Annotated in this window: 12 protein-coding genes; 11 read left to right on the forward strand and 1 reads right to left on the reverse strand. The window is 61.9% G+C overall.

The genetic code is table 11. The features are described 5' to 3' along the window. Positions 1-11 precede the first annotated feature (11 nt). The 11 genes from tagH (at position 12) to EPK82_RS11830 (ending at position 17080) form a co-directional block, all read left to right on the forward strand. Positions 12-1208: a type VI secretion system-associated FHA domain protein TagH gene (tagH, locus tag EPK82_RS11780; protein ID WP_037052117.1), complete on the forward strand. Its 1197-nt coding sequence runs from the start codon at positions 12-14 to the stop codon at positions 1206-1208. 5 nt (positions 1209-1213) lie between these two features. Continuing rightward, positions 1214-1696 (forward strand): type VI secretion system lipoprotein TssJ, encoded by a 483-nt coding sequence (gene tssJ, locus EPK82_RS11785; RefSeq protein WP_037052114.1) that lies wholly within the window; start codon positions 1214-1216, stop codon positions 1694-1696. Further along, on the forward strand, positions 1693-3024 hold the full coding sequence (gene tssK / locus EPK82_RS11790; protein WP_037052112.1) for a type VI secretion system baseplate subunit TssK: 1332 nt from the start codon (positions 1693-1695) through the stop codon (positions 3022-3024). The genes tssJ and tssK overlap by 4 nt, the downstream gene beginning before the upstream one ends. 2 nt (positions 3025-3026) lie before the next feature. Continuing rightward, on the forward strand, positions 3027-3908 hold the full coding sequence (gene icmH, locus EPK82_RS11795) for a type IVB secretion system protein IcmH/DotU (protein WP_037052109.1): 882 nt from the start codon (positions 3027-3029) through the stop codon (positions 3906-3908). Beyond that, positions 3905-7444: a type VI secretion system membrane subunit TssM gene (gene tssM / locus EPK82_RS11800; protein ID WP_134676675.1), complete on the forward strand. Its 3540-nt coding sequence runs from the start codon at positions 3905-3907 to the stop codon at positions 7442-7444. Before icmH ends, tssM begins: the two co-directional genes overlap by 4 nt. After that, entirely contained in the window at positions 7444-8172 is a 729-nt protein-coding gene (locus tag EPK82_RS11805) for a PP2C family protein-serine/threonine phosphatase (protein WP_037052104.1), read from the forward strand. The genes tssM and EPK82_RS11805 overlap by 1 nt, the downstream gene beginning before the upstream one ends. Further along, a complete protein-coding gene (locus tag EPK82_RS11810; RefSeq protein WP_134676676.1) occupies positions 8169-9140 on the forward strand; it encodes a serine/threonine-protein kinase in 972 nt (323 codons plus the stop codon). Before EPK82_RS11805 ends, EPK82_RS11810 begins: the two co-directional genes overlap by 4 nt. Positions 9141-9178: 38 nt before the next feature. Continuing rightward, entirely contained in the window at positions 9179-11671 is a 2493-nt protein-coding gene (gene tssI / locus EPK82_RS11815) for a type VI secretion system Vgr family protein (protein ID WP_134676677.1), read from the forward strand. 6 nt (positions 11672-11677) lie between these two features. Continuing rightward, positions 11678-14923, forward strand: a complete 3246-nt coding sequence (locus tag EPK82_RS11820) for a phospholipase D-like domain-containing protein (protein WP_134676678.1) — start codon at positions 11678-11680, stop codon at positions 14921-14923. Further along, positions 14920-16068, forward strand: a complete 1149-nt coding sequence (locus EPK82_RS11825) for a T6SS immunity protein Tli4 family protein (protein WP_244229926.1) — start codon at positions 14920-14922, stop codon at positions 16066-16068. Before EPK82_RS11820 ends, EPK82_RS11825 begins: the two co-directional genes overlap by 4 nt. Positions 16069-16180: 112 nt before the next feature. Beyond that, positions 16181-17080 (forward strand): tetratricopeptide repeat protein, encoded by a 900-nt coding sequence (locus EPK82_RS11830; RefSeq protein ID WP_134676679.1) that lies wholly within the window; start codon positions 16181-16183, stop codon positions 17078-17080. A gap of 148 nt (positions 17081-17228) precedes the next feature. Here the strand turns inward: EPK82_RS11830 and EPK82_RS24930 are convergent. Continuing rightward, positions 17229-17425: hypothetical protein (locus tag EPK82_RS24930; RefSeq protein WP_208651125.1), on the reverse strand; the 197-nt coding region annotated here is incomplete at its 5' end.

Raw genomic sequence — 17425 nt, forward strand, 5'->3', positions numbered from 1 at the left:
GTAGGTTCACCATGGAACTGGTATTCGATGTGGTCAGCGCACAGCAGTTCGTGCCAGGTCTATTGACCACCAAGACCTTCAAGCAGGCCGGCGGGGTAATTGGCCGCGCTGAGGAATGCGACTGGGTGATCCCGGATCGCAAGCGCGTGCTGTCCAGCCGTCATGCGGAAGTCAGCTACCGTGATGGCGCCTTCTACCTGACCGACACCAGCAGCAACGGCATCGCCCTCAAGGACAGCGGCGCCAGTCTCGGCAAGGGTCGGCCGCAGCGTATCGAGCACGGCAGCGTCTACTGCCTGGGCGACTTCGAGATCCGCGCCCGGCTGATTCAGGACCCGGCGATGTTCGAGGGCGATATCGGCCTGCCGCAGGCCGCCGGCAGCATCATTCCCGACGACGCCTTTCTCGACCTCGACCCGCTGACCGCCCTGGATCAGCAGGAGCGCGTCTACGCCGAGGTGGATGACCTGACCGCCGTATTGCGGCCCGACACCGCCCATGCGCAGCAGCGCGACTACGCGCAGATCGACGAGGAAAACCTGCTGGTTCCCGAGCTGGTCGTGCCGCAGCCCGCGCCGCAACCGAAGCCTGCGCCGGAGCCCGAGCGCCTGCCGCCGAGCTTCTGGGAGAAGTTCTCCGACGCGCTCGGGGTTCGCCTCGACGACCTCGACGAAGACGCACGTCAGGCCCTGGCGCTGAATGCCGCCCGGCTGCTCAAGCAGAGCGTCGGCAGCCTGCAGCAGGCGTTGCGTACGCGCAGCGAGCTGAAGAACGAACTGCGTCTGGCCCTGACCACGGTGCAGAGTGCCGGCAACAACCCGCTCAAGCACGGCCTGGACAGCAGCGAGACGCTGGGCGCCCTGCTGCGTGGCGGCAAGGCCGGGCAACTGCCCGCGGAACAAGCCATCAGCCGCAGCTTCCGTGACCTGCAGGCACACCAGGTGGCGCTGCTCGCCGCCAGCCGTGCGGCGGTCAAAGGCATGCTGGAGCAGTTCGACCCCGAGCAACTGACCCTGCGCTTCGAGCGCAGCGGACGCAAGCCGCTGCTGGCCACCGACGGCAGCCGCTGGCGTGCCTACCGTCGTCTGCATGCCTCGCTGGAGCAGAACGACGACTGGAGCGATCGCCTGTTCGCCCGCGACTTCGCCAATGCCTACGAAGAACAGGTCCGCCTGATCGCCACCCTCAATACCGACCTTCAAGGATGATGCCCATGCCTCGCCTGTTTTCTCTGGCGCTGTGCGCCCTGTTGCTGACCCTGAGCGGCTGCTCCGCCCTGTCGCCCTACTCGCACATGACCAAGCTGGACCTGAGCCTGGCCGGCAGCGATCAGCTCAACCCCGACCTCAATGGTCGTCCGTCGCCGATCGTGGTGCGCCTGATGGAGCTCAAGCACCCGGTCGCCTTCGAGAACGCCGATTTCTTCTCCCTCTACCAGCGTCCCAAGGAGGCCCTGGCCCCGGACCTGGTGGCCCAGGAAGAGCTGGAGCTGCGCCCGGGTGAAACCCGTGAGCTGAAGCTCTCGGTGCAGGAAGGCAGCCGTTACGTCGGCGTGCTCGCCGCCTACCGCGACCTGCCGGAAGCCAGCTGGCGGTTCGTGATCGACATCGACGAGCAGGAGCGCAACGCGGCGAACCTGCGCCTCGACGAGCGCGGCATCCGCAACCTCGACGACGAGCAGGAGCAGAGTCGATGAGCCAGCACAAAGTCATCTGGCAGGAAGGCATGCTGCTGCGCCCGCAGCACTTCCAGCAGAACGATCGCTACTTCGATCAGCAGCTCAAGCTGCGTACGCAGAAACTGGCCAGCTACGCCTGGGGGTTCTTCGAGCTGGAGATCGACCGCCAGTTCCTCAACATGGGCAAGCTGGTGGTGAGCAAGGCCAGCGGCGTGCTGCCTGACGGCAGCCTCTTCGACCTCGGTGCCGAGCGCGAGCCGCTGGGCCTGGACGTGCCGCCGAATACCGGCAATACCCCGGTCTACCTGGCGCTGCCGCTGGTCACGGGCAACCATATCGAAAGCCGCCGTTCCGAACAGCAGGACGTGCTGGCCCGCTACATCGCCTTCGACGAGGAAGTGACCGACTCCAACGCCGGTGACAGCAGCGTCAGCCAGGTCAGCACCGGCCGCCCGGATTTCCGCCTGCTGCTCGGCGAGCAGCAGAGCGATCAGGGCTATGTGCGGATCAAGCTGTGCGACGTGCTCGACACCACGCCTGACGGGGTGATCAGCCTCGATCCGGAATTCAGCCCGACCTACGTCAACTTCCAGGCCTCCGGCTACCTGCTGAGCTGCCTCAAGGAAGTGATCAGCATGCTGGCGCACCGCGGCGACATCCTCGCCGAGCGTATCCGCGCCACGGGCAAGGTGGGCGGCGCCGAGGTCGGCGACTTCATGATGCTGCAGCTGATCAACCGCTACGAGCCGATCCTGCGCCACCACTTGGGGGTCGAGCAGGTCCACCCGGAGCAGATCTACCGTGAACTGGTCGGGCTGCTCGGCGAGCTGGCCACCTTCTCCAGCGAGACCAAGCGTCCGCGCCTGGAGGGCCGCTACCTGCACAGCGACCAGGGCATGAGCTTCCGCAAACTGATGGACGCCATCCGCCAGGTGCTGTCGATGGTGCTCGAACAGCACGCCATCGAGCTGCTGCTGCAGCAGCGCCAGTACGGTATCCAGGTCTCGCCGCTGCACGACCACAAGCTGCTCGGCACCTCCAGCTTCGTGCTGGCCGCCAGCGCCCAGTGCGATTCCGAAGAGCTGCGTCAGCGCCTGCCGGCCCACCTCAAGGTCGGCCCGGTCGAGCGTATCCGCCAGCTGGTCAACCTGCACCTGCCGGGGATCAAGGTCAAACCGCTGCCGGTGGCGCCGCGCCAGATTCCCTTCCACTCGGGCAAGACCTACTTCGCCTTGGAGCTCAGCTCCGAGGAACTGGCGCAGCTGGAACGCTCCGGCGGCTTCGCCTTCCACGTGTCCGGCGAATTCTCCGGGCTTGAGCTGAAATTCTGGGCGATCAGGAACTGACCATGACAACCAAGGAAATGGAATACGGCCAGGATGACAAGACCGTCATCCTCAACCGCCAGGGTGAAGCCCGCGCCGAAAGCCCGCTGACCGACTTCAGCGCGCCGCCGAAATTCGAACAGCTGGAAGAGCGCATGATCTTCGCCGCGCGCCTGCGCCCGGCGGAGAGCTTCAATATCAGCCTCAACCCGCTGGTGGCGGCGGCCTCCTCGCTGCTTTCCGAAGTGGTGCGCCTCAAGCACAGCTTCGAAAGCGAGGACCTGGACGCCCTCAACCAGCGCCTGACCCGCGAGATCAAGGTGTTCGAGCACCGGGCGCTGCACGATGGCGCCGAGAGCAGCCAGGTGATGGCCGCGCGCTACGTGCTGTGCACCGTGGTCGACGAGGCCGTGGTGACCACGCCCTGGGGCAACGAGAGCGAATGGTCGCAGATGAGCCTGCTGTCCTCGTTCCACAACGAGACCTTCGGTGGCGAGAAGTTCTTCCAGCTGCTCGAGCGTCTGTCGCGCAACCCGGTCAAGCACCTGCCGATGCTGGAGCTGATGTACCTGTGCCTGTCGCTCGGCTTCGAGGGCAAGTACCGCGTGCTGCAGCGCGGCATGCTCGAGCTGGAGGCCGTGCGCGACAGCCTCTACCGGCAGATCCGCCAGCTGCGGGGCGACGTCCCGCGTGAAGTCTCGCCGCACTGGCAGGGGCTCAAGGACACCCGTCGGCGCCTGGTGCGCATCGTGCCGTGGTGGCTGGTGGCGCTGTTCACTCTGATGTGCCTGGTGATGATGTACGCCGGTTTCGCCTGGGTACTCGGCGAGCAGCGCGACACCGTCCTCAAGCCGTATCAGCAACTCGACCCGGCCTCGGGTGTCAGCATGGATGACGTGAAATGAAGAGCTTCTTCGCCAAACTTGGCGCCTTTTTCCGCAAGACCTGGGTCTGGAGCCTGCTCCTGGTCCTGATTCTCGCGCTGCTGGTGTGGTTCGTCGGGCCGTTGCTGGCCGTCAATGACTACAAGTTCTGGGAGTCCGCCACCAGCCGCCTGCTGACCATCAGCCTGCTGTTCCTGCTCTGGGGCCTGGCCATGGTATTCGCCAGCTGGCGCGCCACCGCACGCAAGAAGGCCGCCGAGAACGATGCCGACGCCCAGGAGCGCATGCGCCGGGAAGAGCAGATCAACGAGGAACAGGCCGAGCTGCGTCACCGCTTCAAGGACGCCCTGCGCACCCTCAAGCGCTCCAGCCTGTATCGCGGGCGCAGCGAGAAGTGGCGCAACGACCTGCCCTGGTACCTGATCCTCGGTCCGCAGGGCAGCGGCAAGACCAGCCTGCTGGACTTCTCCGGCCTGGATTTCCCGCTCAATCGCGGTGAGAACCAGCGCCTGACCAAGGACGTTTCCGGTACCCGTTACGCCGACTGGTATTTCGCCGATCACGCCGTGCTGATCGACACCGCCGGCCGCTACCTGACCCAACCCGATGCGCAGATCGATGGCCGTGCCTGGGGCACCCTGCTCGGTCTGCTGCGCCAGCGCCGCGCGCGTCCGCTCAACGGCGTGCTGGTGAGCATTCCCGTCGAGCAGCTGCAAGGCGGCAGCGAGGTGGAGCTGGAAACCCTGGCCCGCCAGACCCGCCAGCGCCTGCAGGAGATCCATCAGCGCCTGGGCGCCGACGTGCCGGTCTATCTGGTGCTCAACAAGGCCGACAAGATTCTCGGCTTCGACGAGTTCTTCGACCAGCTGTCGCGCGAGGAAAGCGAGCAGGTACTGGGCGCCAGCTTCCGCAAGGAGCAGAACGCCACCGACGTGGCCGTGGTGCGCCAGGAGTTCGAAGAACTGCTGCGCCGTCTGAACAGCCAGGTGATCCTGCGCATGCACCAGGAGCGCGACACCCAGCGCCGTGGCCGCATCCTCGACTTCCCGCACCAGCTCGGCCAGATCGGCGAGCGTCTGTGCCTGTTCGTCGAGCTGGCCTTTGCCGGCAACCGCTACCAGCGGGCCAGCAAGCTGCGCGGCTTCTACCTGACCAGTGCGCCGCAGCTCAACGAGCAGCTCGATCCGCTGACCGCCGGCATCGGCCGCAACCTCGGTCTGGCGGGCAGCGCGCTGCCGACCTTCCGCAGTGGTCGGGCGCGTTTCATCCATCACCTGCTCAGCCGGGTGATCTTCCCCGAGGCCGACCTGGCCAGCCTGGACCAGAAGGAAGTGCGCCGTATCGACTGGGGCCAGCGTGCGATGTACGCCACCGCTTTCGCGGTGCTGGCGCTGTTCGGCGTGCTCTGGGCCACGGGTTTCTCGGCCAACCACGGACGCCTGGAAGAACTGCGCGAGATCGCCCAGAAGCTGACCCGCGAGCATGATGCGGTCAACCCTCAGGACGACGCCCTGCAGGTCCTCAAGGCGCTGGACAGCAGCTACGCCGCGACCCAGGTATTCCCGCCCAAGGGTGACGTTTCCTACCTGCAGCGTACCGGCCTGTTCCAGGGTGAGGCGGTCAATCCGCCCGTGTACTCGACCTACCGTGCCGAACTGGAAAACCTGCTGCTGCCGCGCGTTGCCCGTCAGCTGGAGGCGCAGATTCGCGCCAACCTCAGCGACCGCGAGCGCCTGCTCGGCAGCCTGCGTGCCTACCTGATGCTCAACCTGGAAGAGCGTCGCGACGCCGACTTCCTCAAGGAGTGGGTGGCCGCCGACTGGTCGCTGCGCTACACCGGCAACAGCCCGGCGCAGCATGGCCTGAACACGCACTTCGCCCGTCTGCTGGACGAGTCGTTCGCGCCTTACGCGCTCAACGCCCAGCTGGTCGCCCAGGCGCGCCAGGTGCTGCGCAGCGAGTCGCTGGCCAACGTGGTCTATCGCATGCTGCGTGAACAGGCGCGCAGCCTGCCCGACTATCGCCTGAGCCAGAAGCTTGGCCCGCAGGCGGCCCTGATCGTGGGCAGCGACTACGCCATCCCCGGCTTCTACACCCAGACCGGCTACAGCAAGACCTTCACCGCCCAGGGCGCCAACCTGGTGCGCGAGATGCTGCGTGACAACTGGGTGCTGGGCGAGGGTGAAACCCTCAGCGCCGCCGACCTCAGCCGTCTGATGGTCGAGCTGGAGCAACTGTACTTCCGCGACTACGGCAACTACTGGGGTGAGGCCATCGCCCAGCTCAGCCTGGAGCCGATCGGCAGCGCCGGTCGTGGCGCCGCGTTGCTGGGCGGCCTGACGGCAGCCAATTCGCCGCTGCTGCAGATGCTCGTCGAGGTGCGTGACAACACCCGCTTCAAGGGGCTCGCCGAGGCTGCCGATGACGCCGGCGCTGCCGCCGACGCGCTGGAAGGCGCCAAGGGCAAGGTGGGCAAGGCTGCCAAGCTGGCCAGTGCCGCCGCCGAGCAGGCGCAGCAGGCCCTGGCCAAGAACACCCCGGACACCGCGCGCAAGACCCTGGAGCGCCGTTTCGAGAGTCTGCACAAGCTGCTCGACGAGAACGGTGGTGCGGGTGTCGATCTGGCCGCCGGCCTGCAGGCGCTGGATGACCTGCAGCGTCAGCTGGCCAGCCTGGCCAATGCCGGTGCCAGCGACCAGGCCGCGTTCGAGATGGCCAAGGCACGCATGGGCGGCAAGCGCGACGCCATCAACCAGGTGCGCAGCGCCGCGGCACGCCTGCCGCAGCCGGTGGGCAACTGGCTGGCGCTGCTGGCCGAGGACAGCTGGAGCCTGGTGTTGAACGACGCCTACCAGTTCCTCAACCAGCGCTATCAGAGCGAGCTGTACGCGGCCTACGACAACTCGTTGAAGCAGCGCTACCCGTTCAGTGCGCACAGCGAGAGCGACGTGGCGGTGGCCGACTTCCGCGAGTTCTTCAAGGCTCAGGGCATTGCCGAGCGCTTCTTCGACAGCTACCTGCGGCCGTTCGTCAGCGGCAGCGCCGACCAGTATCGCCTGCGTCGCGTCGACGGCCGTGGCCTGCCGCTGTCGCGTGAGTTCCTGCTGCAGATGAGCCGTGCCCAGGTGATCCGCCGCAGCTTCTTCGCCGAGAACCCGGCCGAGCCGCAGGTGCTGTTCAAGCTCGAGCCCTACTCGCTGGATTCCAGCCTGAGCCGCGCCGACTTCCGCTTCGGCAACCAGCAGATGGAGTATCGCCATGGCCCGATCGTCGCGACGGCCTTCCGCTGGCCGGCGGCAAGCGACGAGGACCGTACCAGCCTGGTGGTCGAGGAGCTCGGCGGTCGCCGTGTCGGCATCGAGAAGAACACCGGCCCCTGGTCACTGTTCCGCCTGCTCGACCTGATGGACGTGGACTACCACAGCGGCCGTGACGTGCTGATTCTCAAGGCCAACCTCGGCGGTCTGCACGCCAACTACCTGCTGCACAGTCAGCGCTCGCCGAACCCGTTCGACATCGGCCTGCTGCGCAGCTTCAAGTTGCCGGCGACACTCTGATGAGTGAAGTCGCCAACGCCTGGCGCAGCGCTGCGCGCACCGACACCGGCAAGGTGCGGGCGCGCAACGAGGATGCCTTCCTGGCCCTGCCCGAGCAGGGCCTCTGGGTGGTGGCCGACGGTATGGGAGGGCACCAGAACGGCGCCCTGGCCAGCCGTCTGATCGTCGAGCAGCTGGCCGAGATACCGGAAGGTGACCTGACGCAGCGCCTGGCGCAGCTGCGCCAGAGCCTGCACCGGCTCAACCACCGTCTCGGCCAGGAACTGACGGTGACTGCCGAGCGCCCGGATACGGTGATCGGCAGTACCGTGGTCGCCCTGTTGCTGGAGGGCGAGCGCGCCGCCTGCGTCTGGGCAGGCGACAGTCGCTGCTACCTGTGGCGCGGCTCGCGGCTGTATCAGCTGAGCCGGGATCACTCGCTGGAGCAGCAACTGATCGACGAGCAGGGCATGACCCCGCAGGAAGCCGCGCGCCACCCGGCGGCTCATGCACTGACGCGTGCCATCGGCGCCTGCGAGACGTTGCAGCTGGATATCCTCGAGCTCGACGTATTGCCGGGCGATGTCTTCCTGCTGTGCAGCGACGGGCTCTATCAGGGCCTCTCTGCCGACGAGCTGGGCGCCTGCCTGAACCTGCCTTCGCCACACCTGGCCGTGGAGCGACTGTTCCAGCGCGTGCTCGACGGCCCGGCCCGTGACAACCTCAGCGCCGTGGTGATTCGCCGATGACCGAAGCCGCCGAAGCCAGTGACCTCACCTACTTTGCCCTGGCCGCTACCGCAGCCAGCCCGCCCGTGCGCGAAACGCCGCGTCAGGCGCCGGGCGAGCTGCCGGACGTGCTCGGCGGCCGGTACAAGATCGAACGCCTGCTCGGCGTGGGCGGCATGGGCGCGGTGTACCGTGCCCGCGACCTGTTGCGCGAGCAGTTCGGCGACCCCGAACCCTATGTCGCGCTGAAGACCCTCAGCGACGACTTCGCCGAGTACCCGGATGCCAATGCCCTGCTCTACAGCGAGTTCGCCCTCACCTCGCGGCTCAACCACCAGCATGTGGTGCGGCTGTTCGGCTTCGAGGTGGATACGACGTGCGAGCGCGCCTTCATCACGCTGGAGCTGATGCGCGGTCTGACCCTGGATCAGCTGCTCTGCGAACGACCCGAGGGCCTGCCCTGGGACGAGTTGCGCAGCATCGCCATCGCCCTGCTCGATGCGCTCGCCTACTCCCATGAACTGGGCGTGCTGCACGGCGACCTGAAACCCAGCAATGTGATGTTGGCCGAAGACGGTCTGCGGCTGTTCGACTATGGTCTGGGGCAGCCCGTGGAGGGCCTGTTGCCGGGCCTGCCGCGCTTGTGCCGAAACCGCATCGCCGCCTGGACGCCACGCTACGCCGCCCTGGAACTGCTTGAGGGCGCCGCCCTGTCGGCGGCTGCGGATGTCTATGCGGTGGCCTGCGTCCTGGTCGAGCTGGCCTGCGGGCAACACCCGTTCCGTCGCCTCAGCGCCAAGCAGGCCAAGAGCATGGAACTGGACAAGCAACTGCAACGACCGGCGCAGGTACCGCTGCATTGCTGGCAGGCCCTGCGTACCGCGCTGGCCTTCGACGAAGGCCAGCGGCAGATAGGTTGCAGCGAGCTGCTGGAGGCATTTCGCCGGCCGCCGGCGTCGCGCCTGCAACGCTGGCTGGGCAGAGCATGACAGGCTGTTGAAAAGGACTCACTCGAAAGGATACGTATATGTTCAACCCGGCCAACGAAACCCATTTCAGCCTGAACATCGAAGGCGTCGAGCATGACCTGCAGGTGCTCGAGTTCAGTGGCCGCGAGGCCATCAGCCAGCCCTATCGCTTCGATGTGGAGCTGATCAGCGAACGCCCGGACATCGACCTGGAAAGCCTGCTGCACCAGCGTGCCTTTCTCGCTTTCAGCCCGAACGGCGAGGGTATTCACGGCCTCATCCACCGTGTCGAGCAGGGCGAGTCCGGCAAGCGCATGACCCGCTACCGACTGGCCATCGTGCCGCAGCTCAGTTACCTGGCGCACCGCACCAACCAGCGTATCTTCCAGCACCTGACGGTGCCGCAGATCGTTGCCCAGGTGCTTGAAGAGCACGGCATCGTGGAAGGGGGCTACCAGTTCCAGCTCGGTCCGACCGTCTACCCCGAGCGCGACTACTGCGTGCAGTACGACGAGAGCGACCTGCACTTCGTCCAGCGTCTGTGTGAAGAGGAAGGTATTCACTATCACTTCCAGCACAGCGAAAGCGGCCACGTGCTGACCTTTGGCGATGATCAGACGGCATTCGCCAAGCTGGGCCGACCGACGCCCTACATCCAGGACAGCGGCATGACCGCCGACGACCCGGTGATCAAGCGCCTGGCCCTGCGCCTGGAGACCCGGACCCGCAGCACCACGCGGCGCGACTACGATTTCGAGCAGCCACGCCTGTTGCTCGAGGCGACCTACCAGGGCGAGCAGGCTGGTGAGAACGACGGCCTGCCGGATCTGGAAGACTACGATTACCCCGGTCGCTACACCGACCGAGCGCGCGGCAAGCACCTGGCCAAGCGCGCCCTGGAGCGTCACCGCGCGGACTACCAGCAACTGCAAGGCAATAGCGACGAGCCGCGCCTGGTCAGCGGCCACCTGCTGGAAATCTCCGAACACCCACGCAGCGAGTGGAACGACCTCTGGCTGCTCACCGAAGTGCTGCACGAAGGCAAGCAGCCGCAGGTGCTGGAGGAGTCCATCACCAGTGATTCGGTACTGGGCAAAGGCCTCTCCAGACTGTTGCGTGGCGTGACCGGCGAAGCGGACTCCAGCGAGGGTGCTGACTTCCACCAGGGCTACCGCAACCGTTTCCTCGCCACGCCCTGGGATGTGCCCTATCGCCCGCCACTCGAGCATCCCAAACCCAAGGTGCTGGGTAGCCAGACGGCCGTCGTCACCGGCCCGGCCGGCGAAGAGATCCACTGCGACGAATACGGCCGGGTGAAGGTGCAGTTCTTCTGGGACCGCGAAGGCCAAGCCGACGACAAGACCAGCTGCTGGCTGCGCGTCAGCTCCAGCTGGGCCGGCGATCGCTACGGCGCCATCACCATCCCGCGCATCGGCATGGAAGTGCTGGTCACCTTCCTCGAAGGCGACCCCGACCAGCCGCTGGTCACCGGCTGCCTGTACCACGCCGAGCACGTGGTGCCCTACGACCTGCCGGCGAACAAGACCCGCAGCGTGTTCAAGACCCTGAGCAGCCCCGGTGGTGGCGGCTACAACGAACTGCGCATCGAGGACCGCAAGGGCGCCGAGCAGATCTACGTCCACGCCCAGCGCGACTGGGACGAGAACATCGAGCACGACCAGAAGATCCGCGTCGGCAACGAGCGCCACGACACCGTCGAGGCCAACAGCTACACCGAGCTCAAGGCCGAGGAACACCTCACCGTCACCGCCGAGCGCAAGGTCGAGGTCAAACCGCAGGACCATCTGACGGTGGGCACCGACCAGCACATCAAGCTGGGCACCGCGCAACTGACCAAGGCCGGCCGCGAGATCCACCTCAAGGCCGGGCAGAAAATGGTCATCGAGGCCGGCATCGAACTGACCCTCAAGGCCGGTGGCAGCTTCATCAAGCTCGACCCCGGCGGTATCACCATCAGCGGCCCACTGGCCCGCCTCAATGCCGGCGGCTCGCCGGGCAAGGGCTCGGGTATCGGCATCAAGCCACCCGTGTTGCCGGGCGCGGCGGATAGCGACAAGGCGGGGGATGTGCTGGAGCAGGTCCTGGGCAGCTTGTCCATGACTGAGCCGGCAGATCCACGCGAATACCGATTCAACATTCGTCTGCAGGATGTTCCAGGCGATGAGGGCTTTCCTTTGGCATACGCGCCATGGCGCATCGAGCGGGGTGACGAGAACGAGTTGCTGATGGAAGGTGAGGCTGATGCCGATGGTCGTGTGTCGCTTGATGAGACTCAGCAGAAACAACTATCGAAGGTATACGCTCAGGCGCCTCGAAGTCTTTGGCTTAGCTACCCCGGCCAGCGGATAGCCTTGCGTGTTCACATGGAGCAGCAGGGTTGGGACAGTGAGCGTTATGCACTGGGGTCGATGGACTTCAGTAGCTGCGTCAGTCGTAACTCCAAAGGTAATGCGCTGCTGGAGAAAGATCGTAGTCAGCAGGATAGCCAGTGCAGTAGCGATCTGTTTACCCACCTTCAATCCAAGGAATGAATGCTCATGGCAACTGACTCTGCCTACAACGGGATCCGCGCAAAAGAACTCAATCAGATTAATGCGCAGGACGGGCGTGCCTATGCGGCCTACTCCGCTCCGGATTTCTTTCTCAACGGAGAAAATCTGTTTGCACCCAAGCGTACGGGCAATCAGGTTCGTTTTTTTACCACGGGAAGTGACTACTTCAAGGACGTTGCAGCTTCCATCGATCAAGCCAGTCGATGCATTTTTATCACTGGCTGGCAGGTCAACTACGACGTCTTGCTCGATGGCAAGCGAAGCCTTTGGCAGTGCCTGCATCAGGCTCTCAAACGCCAGTCGACCTTGAAGATTTATGTCATGCCCTGGCTGAGTCCATCCGGCAGCGTAGGTACTTACGACTTCGAGACCATGCTGGCCGTCTTTCAGCTCAACGCTGGTTTGCCGGGCGGCCCTCGCGCCTTCTGCACACCGGCTATCCAACAGAGCGATATGAAGGGACTCGGCGTTGCGTTTTCTCACCACCAGAAATCAGTCGTAATCGACAACCGAATCGCCTATGTCGGAGGAATCGACCTTGCCTACGGGCGGCGTGACGACAATAACTTCAGCCTGGATGCCAGTGCCAGGCAGGGTAATGATGCCTACAACCCTGGGCTGCCGAAGTTGGGGTGGATGGATCTGGATAAGCATGTCAGCTCGATGGGGCTGATGATGGCCACGCTGTTCGACATGTCCAGGCCCGTGTCGGAGACCAGCCTGATTCCGCTCAGCAGGAGTACGGCGTTAAACGGTGCTAGCCATGTTGCGGACTTTTTCCGCAGTCCACCGTTCTCCGCTCTGCAGTGGTTGAATCGCGCCAAGAACAGCGCACAGGAGAATCTCGACGAGGGCTTTGAGCGTCTCAGTGCTGTCCAGCGTCAGATGGTCGGAAAAAGTATCCAGGCTATGGCCAGATTGATTGGCGACAACCTCGATACAGTTCCGATGGCAGAGGAGTTGAAGCAACGCTTGCGAGAGTGGTTGCAGGAGCTTCGTGAGGCAGCGGGTAATCTTTATGAGTCATTACGTATCAAGAGCATCCAGCTGATCAGCCAGTGGATGAGTGAGACCGAGCTTGGTCAGGTGCTTACCGTTCTCAGCGGCAAGAGTTTCGATGATATTCCCGGCGCATATCGAGAGAGGACCAACGAGTTGGCCAGCTCGATGCTTTGGTTCATCTATCACTTGCTACAGGAACGCTCGGGGCAGCATCTGGAGCCTTATGCTTATCTGCATGAGGAACCGCAGCCACTGGCGTCACCGGACAATGGCCGTTTGGCGGAGGATCAGCCGCGCATGCCCTGGCAGGATGTGCACTGCCGCATCGAAGGTCCCTCCGTATATGACGTGGCGCGTAATTTCATCGACCGCTGGAATGGGCAGCAAGCCTACCTCGCCGATACGCCTGCACTGCAGGACACCACGCTGGTGCGTAATCTGCTAGAGGCAGTCGTACGCTGGCTCAATACGTTGGTAAGTGATCTCGGCCTGGAACGTCTGGGTGTCAAACTCAAGGTGAGCGATGCTCCGCGCCTGAACTTCCCCAAACCACAACCTGTATGGATCAATGCTTCCGAACAGTTGCCCGTGGCGCCCAGCGCACAGCCAGGTGGCATGAGTGTGCAGGTGCTGCGCAGTGCCTCCAGCCGTATGACCCAGCAGGAGCAGGTGGGGAGAGGCAAGGCAGGCGTCAACCTGCCCTTGCCTGCGGGTATCGACAATGGAGGAGTCCAGGCAAACTGTAAGGCCGCCATGCTGCAGGCTATCTCTAGCTCGCAGCACTTCATCTATATCGAGAACCAGTTCTTTCAGAGTGCGTATGGAGACGAGCGCGAAATTTTTGATGACGCTCCTCTTTCTGGCCCGATGGCGAGCCTGCGTGATCCTGGCAGTTTGCGCCAGGATTACGTCGCTCGCGTGCGGCTGCGCGAAGCGTTGGAGGCCGAGGATATCTGGCAGCTGGACTGGAAGGAAATCGATAGCATTGCCCAGGAGCCCAGTACCGAGGCGCGCCAGTTTTTGAAAAGTTTGCAGGCCATGTGGGGCATCAATGTCCAGGGCTGGCTAACCCACAAGTTGGGTGCAGCGCAGAGGGGACTGATCAATGGCATTGGCGAGGCCTTGGCCAACCGTATTGGGCGGGCTATCGATGAGGGGCGTCCCTTTCATGTCTACATGATTCTACCGGTGCATCCAGAAGGTGCGCTGAACGTTCTAAACATCATGCATCAGGTTAGTTTGACCATGCAGAGTCTGGCTTTTGGCGAGAACAGTCTGATCAAACGTATCCAGAAACGCATGGCCTTGCGCGAACTGCTGGATCGCAAAGTGAGCCGCGCCGAGGCACTCAAGGTCATCGAGCGCAAGGACGCAACCAACCGGCCTGTATACGAGCAACAGGACTGGAGTCGCTACCTGACCCTGCTTAATCTGCGCACCTGGGAAAGCTTGACGGGGCGTGTGGTTACTGAACAGATCTACGTGCACAGTAAGTTATTGATCGCTGATGATCGTGTGGCCATTCTCGGTAGTGCGAATATCAATGACCGTAGCCTACTGGGTACCCGTGATTCCGAGCTGGCAGTCATCGTTCGCGATAGTACTCCGGTGCAGGCCAAGCTCGACGGCAAGCAGGTACATACCGTCGGTAAGGCCGTGCATCAGTTACGAGTCGATCTATGGAAGAAGCACTTTGGCTTGTCCATGGCCGCAGGCTCATCCGGCGTCACTCCGGCAACCGGGCTGGAGCAGTATCTGGAGCAGCCCGCGGCGGAGGGCACTTGGAAGGCGATACAGGCGCGCGCGCAAACGAATGCGGATTTTTATAACAGTTCTTTTGATTTCATTCCGCAGAACATCAGCCAGGTACAAGCACGCAAAACGCCGGACTTGAAGCAATTTAGAAAAACAGGCTTCCCTGCCTCAACTTGGCCGACCTGGGCATACCGAGATCTGGTGCATATCGATCACGGTGGGGAGTTGATGGCCCCCATGCCTCATGAAGAGCGCTTCTGGCGTTCCAATACCCTGGATGATGTACAGACATTCTCGCCACCCGTCGGTGTGCAGGGCTTTATCTGCGCCTTGCCCGTCAACTGGACACGCGGTGAGAACAATGACTCCGGTATCAACCTGAGCATTCTTGCTCAGAATTTTGAGCAGCCCGAGCGTGATCGCGCACTGGCTCAAACTGATAGCGAACGGAAAGAAGAGAGCCGCCACGCATGAAGATTTTATTCCGGTGCCTGAGCCTGGGTCTGATGTTCCCGGTGAGCATGGTGTTCGCCGAGACGTTGCGCCAGGAATGTCTTGGGCGCATGACCTTTGATGTGCCAGAGGATATGCAGTGGGCAACCTATTCCGCTCAGCGAACTGACAGAATTACCGATGGACGAGGGGGGCATGTCTTTACCCCCAAAGTGACGGCAAAAGGGGATGTGGGCAGTTATGATTATGACGGCCTGACTATTCGAGTGAGTGCTATTGTTGATCGCGACACATTTGATGGGGCTGCAAGGTATATCAAAGGCACAGCGAGTTTGTATCAAGAAGAGCTGACCAAAGAGCTGGCCAGAAAAAAGAATGCGCTTGAGGAATTAAGAGAGCTTGATAGGAAGGAAAGTACAGAGGTAACTAGAGAGGCTGTAGAGAGGTTTGCGAAAAACATAGAAGAAGTTGAGCGCCAAATACCTTTAACAAAAGTCTACGATTTTGATCTTGGCATCCCCGATGCTTATTTTCTAGGAGACGATGTTTCTCCCGCAGATGCCTTGCTCTGGCGCAATAATCGAGTTTACTACTTTGGTTTCTCCAAGGCCGGCCCCGATTCCGCCAAGCGTATCAAGGCGCTGATGGAGCGTTTTCAGCCGCGTGAATTGTATGAAGTGCCCAAAGGCCCAGGTTTCTGCTTCCCCTACGGGTTTATCGCCGATGATGGCAAGACCGCCTACAGCATCAAGAATAGTCTGCGTTTCACCCAGACTCCCAACGTGATCTTTACCCTGATCAATGCCTCAGCCAACGATCCTTGGCAAACCAAGCCCACGTTAGGTACCTATGACACGGACTATCGCCCAGGCTATGACGCCGAAAAATGGCAGAAAACTCCGTTTATCGAGCGCATTCAGCTTGGCAAGCGCCTGGCAGGTCTGGAAGGCTGGCGCCTGGATCCCAAGTTGGAGTCTGGTGAGCAGGAGCGTGCCTGGTTCGCCCTGGCACACCGGGGTGGCACGGCTTCTCCCTTGTTGGCAGTACAGATGACCACCTTTCAGAAAGGCACGGACGACCTGTCCCAGCATACGCCGCCACCGGAAGCAGTCATCCCTCGCTTCAAGAAACTCAGTGAAAGCATTCGTGAGGACTTGGCCCGGTAGGCAAGCTTATTTCCAGGGAACAAAAAGGAACAGATTTATTTGCTGACGTCATTTGACTTGGCTTGGATGAATCTGTCCTTTTTGACAAATCTGTATTGGTAGTGGCCTGAGCATGAAGGTTATTGTTTCTTTCATGGCTGTTTTGTTGTTGCTTGAAGGGAACTGTGCGATGGCCGAGTCCGACTATCGTAACTTTGTATGCGTCCATGAAAAAGACCATTTGCCACTCTTGGATGCAGAGGCCGATGCTTGGTACAAAGAGGCGCTTTCCCTGACCAAACGCCAATATGAAATACGTGGCAGCGTCCGTCAGGACATTCTGGCGCTTTACCACAAAGCTGCAGCCCGCGATCACTGGAAGGCCATGCATAATTTGGCGGGGTTATACCGTACTGGCTGGCCTGATGCGTTGGACAAAGATCCGCAGAGGGCACTGGATCTATACGAGCGCATGGTACAACTAGGGGTTCCGCAGGGTTTCTACGATATAGCTGCGATGATTGGCAAACGTAATGGCTTGACCAATCCAGCAACTGATGGTTTGACCTATCTCGACAAGGCCGCACAGCTGGGCAATCCGGCAGCTCAGCTTAGGCTTGGACAGATTTACATTTACGAATTGAAAGAAATTAACTTGGGCCTTAAGTATGTGAACTGCTCCGCAGAGCAAGACTATGCTGAAGCGTATTACGAACTAGGCATGTTTTACGGTATTAAAAGTAACTTCCCGCTGGCAGCTAGGAACTATCAAATAGCAGCTTCGCTTGGGCACGGTACTTCAGCAATGAAGCTGGCTGGGTGCTTCGATAAAGAGACTCCAGCTCACTTGGCACTTTATTACAAGCCAGATGAAAAGCTGTATGCATTGTACGATCATATAAGCAACCAACTTAATGACGACCCTGATCTGCGCTTTCCCAATCTGGTAAAAGACCATCCTCTCCCCCCTCATCCGACCCAGGGTTACGATGCTGATAAACCCATCGACTGGAAACCGGATGAATTGAAATGAGGGGCAAGGCAGAAGCGCTTGTAAACAAAATGCTTGAAATGCACCACGTTGTGTTCACGACAGTGCTGCTCTTGTCTGCGGACAGTTATGCCATAGCCGAGCCCGGATTCCGCCTTTTCATGTGAAGGTCGATGCTTGATATGCAGACTCACTGGCTCTGAACAAGTGTCAATGTGAAAGGCGTAGCAGTGCCTGCCAAGGCACGCTGAGTCCGTGCGATGAAGCCGCCTTTCACGATTATTGGAAATTGATTCAAGGAGGAAGAACCAATGAAAGTACTGTTGATCATCGCCACGTCGCTGCTCGGGGTTCTGGCGTTGCTTTCGGCGTTGCTATGGATGGGGG

Source organism: Ectopseudomonas khazarica (genome assembly GCF_004521985.1).
GTDB lineage: Bacteria > Pseudomonadota > Gammaproteobacteria > Pseudomonadales > Pseudomonadaceae > Aquipseudomonas > Aquipseudomonas khazarica.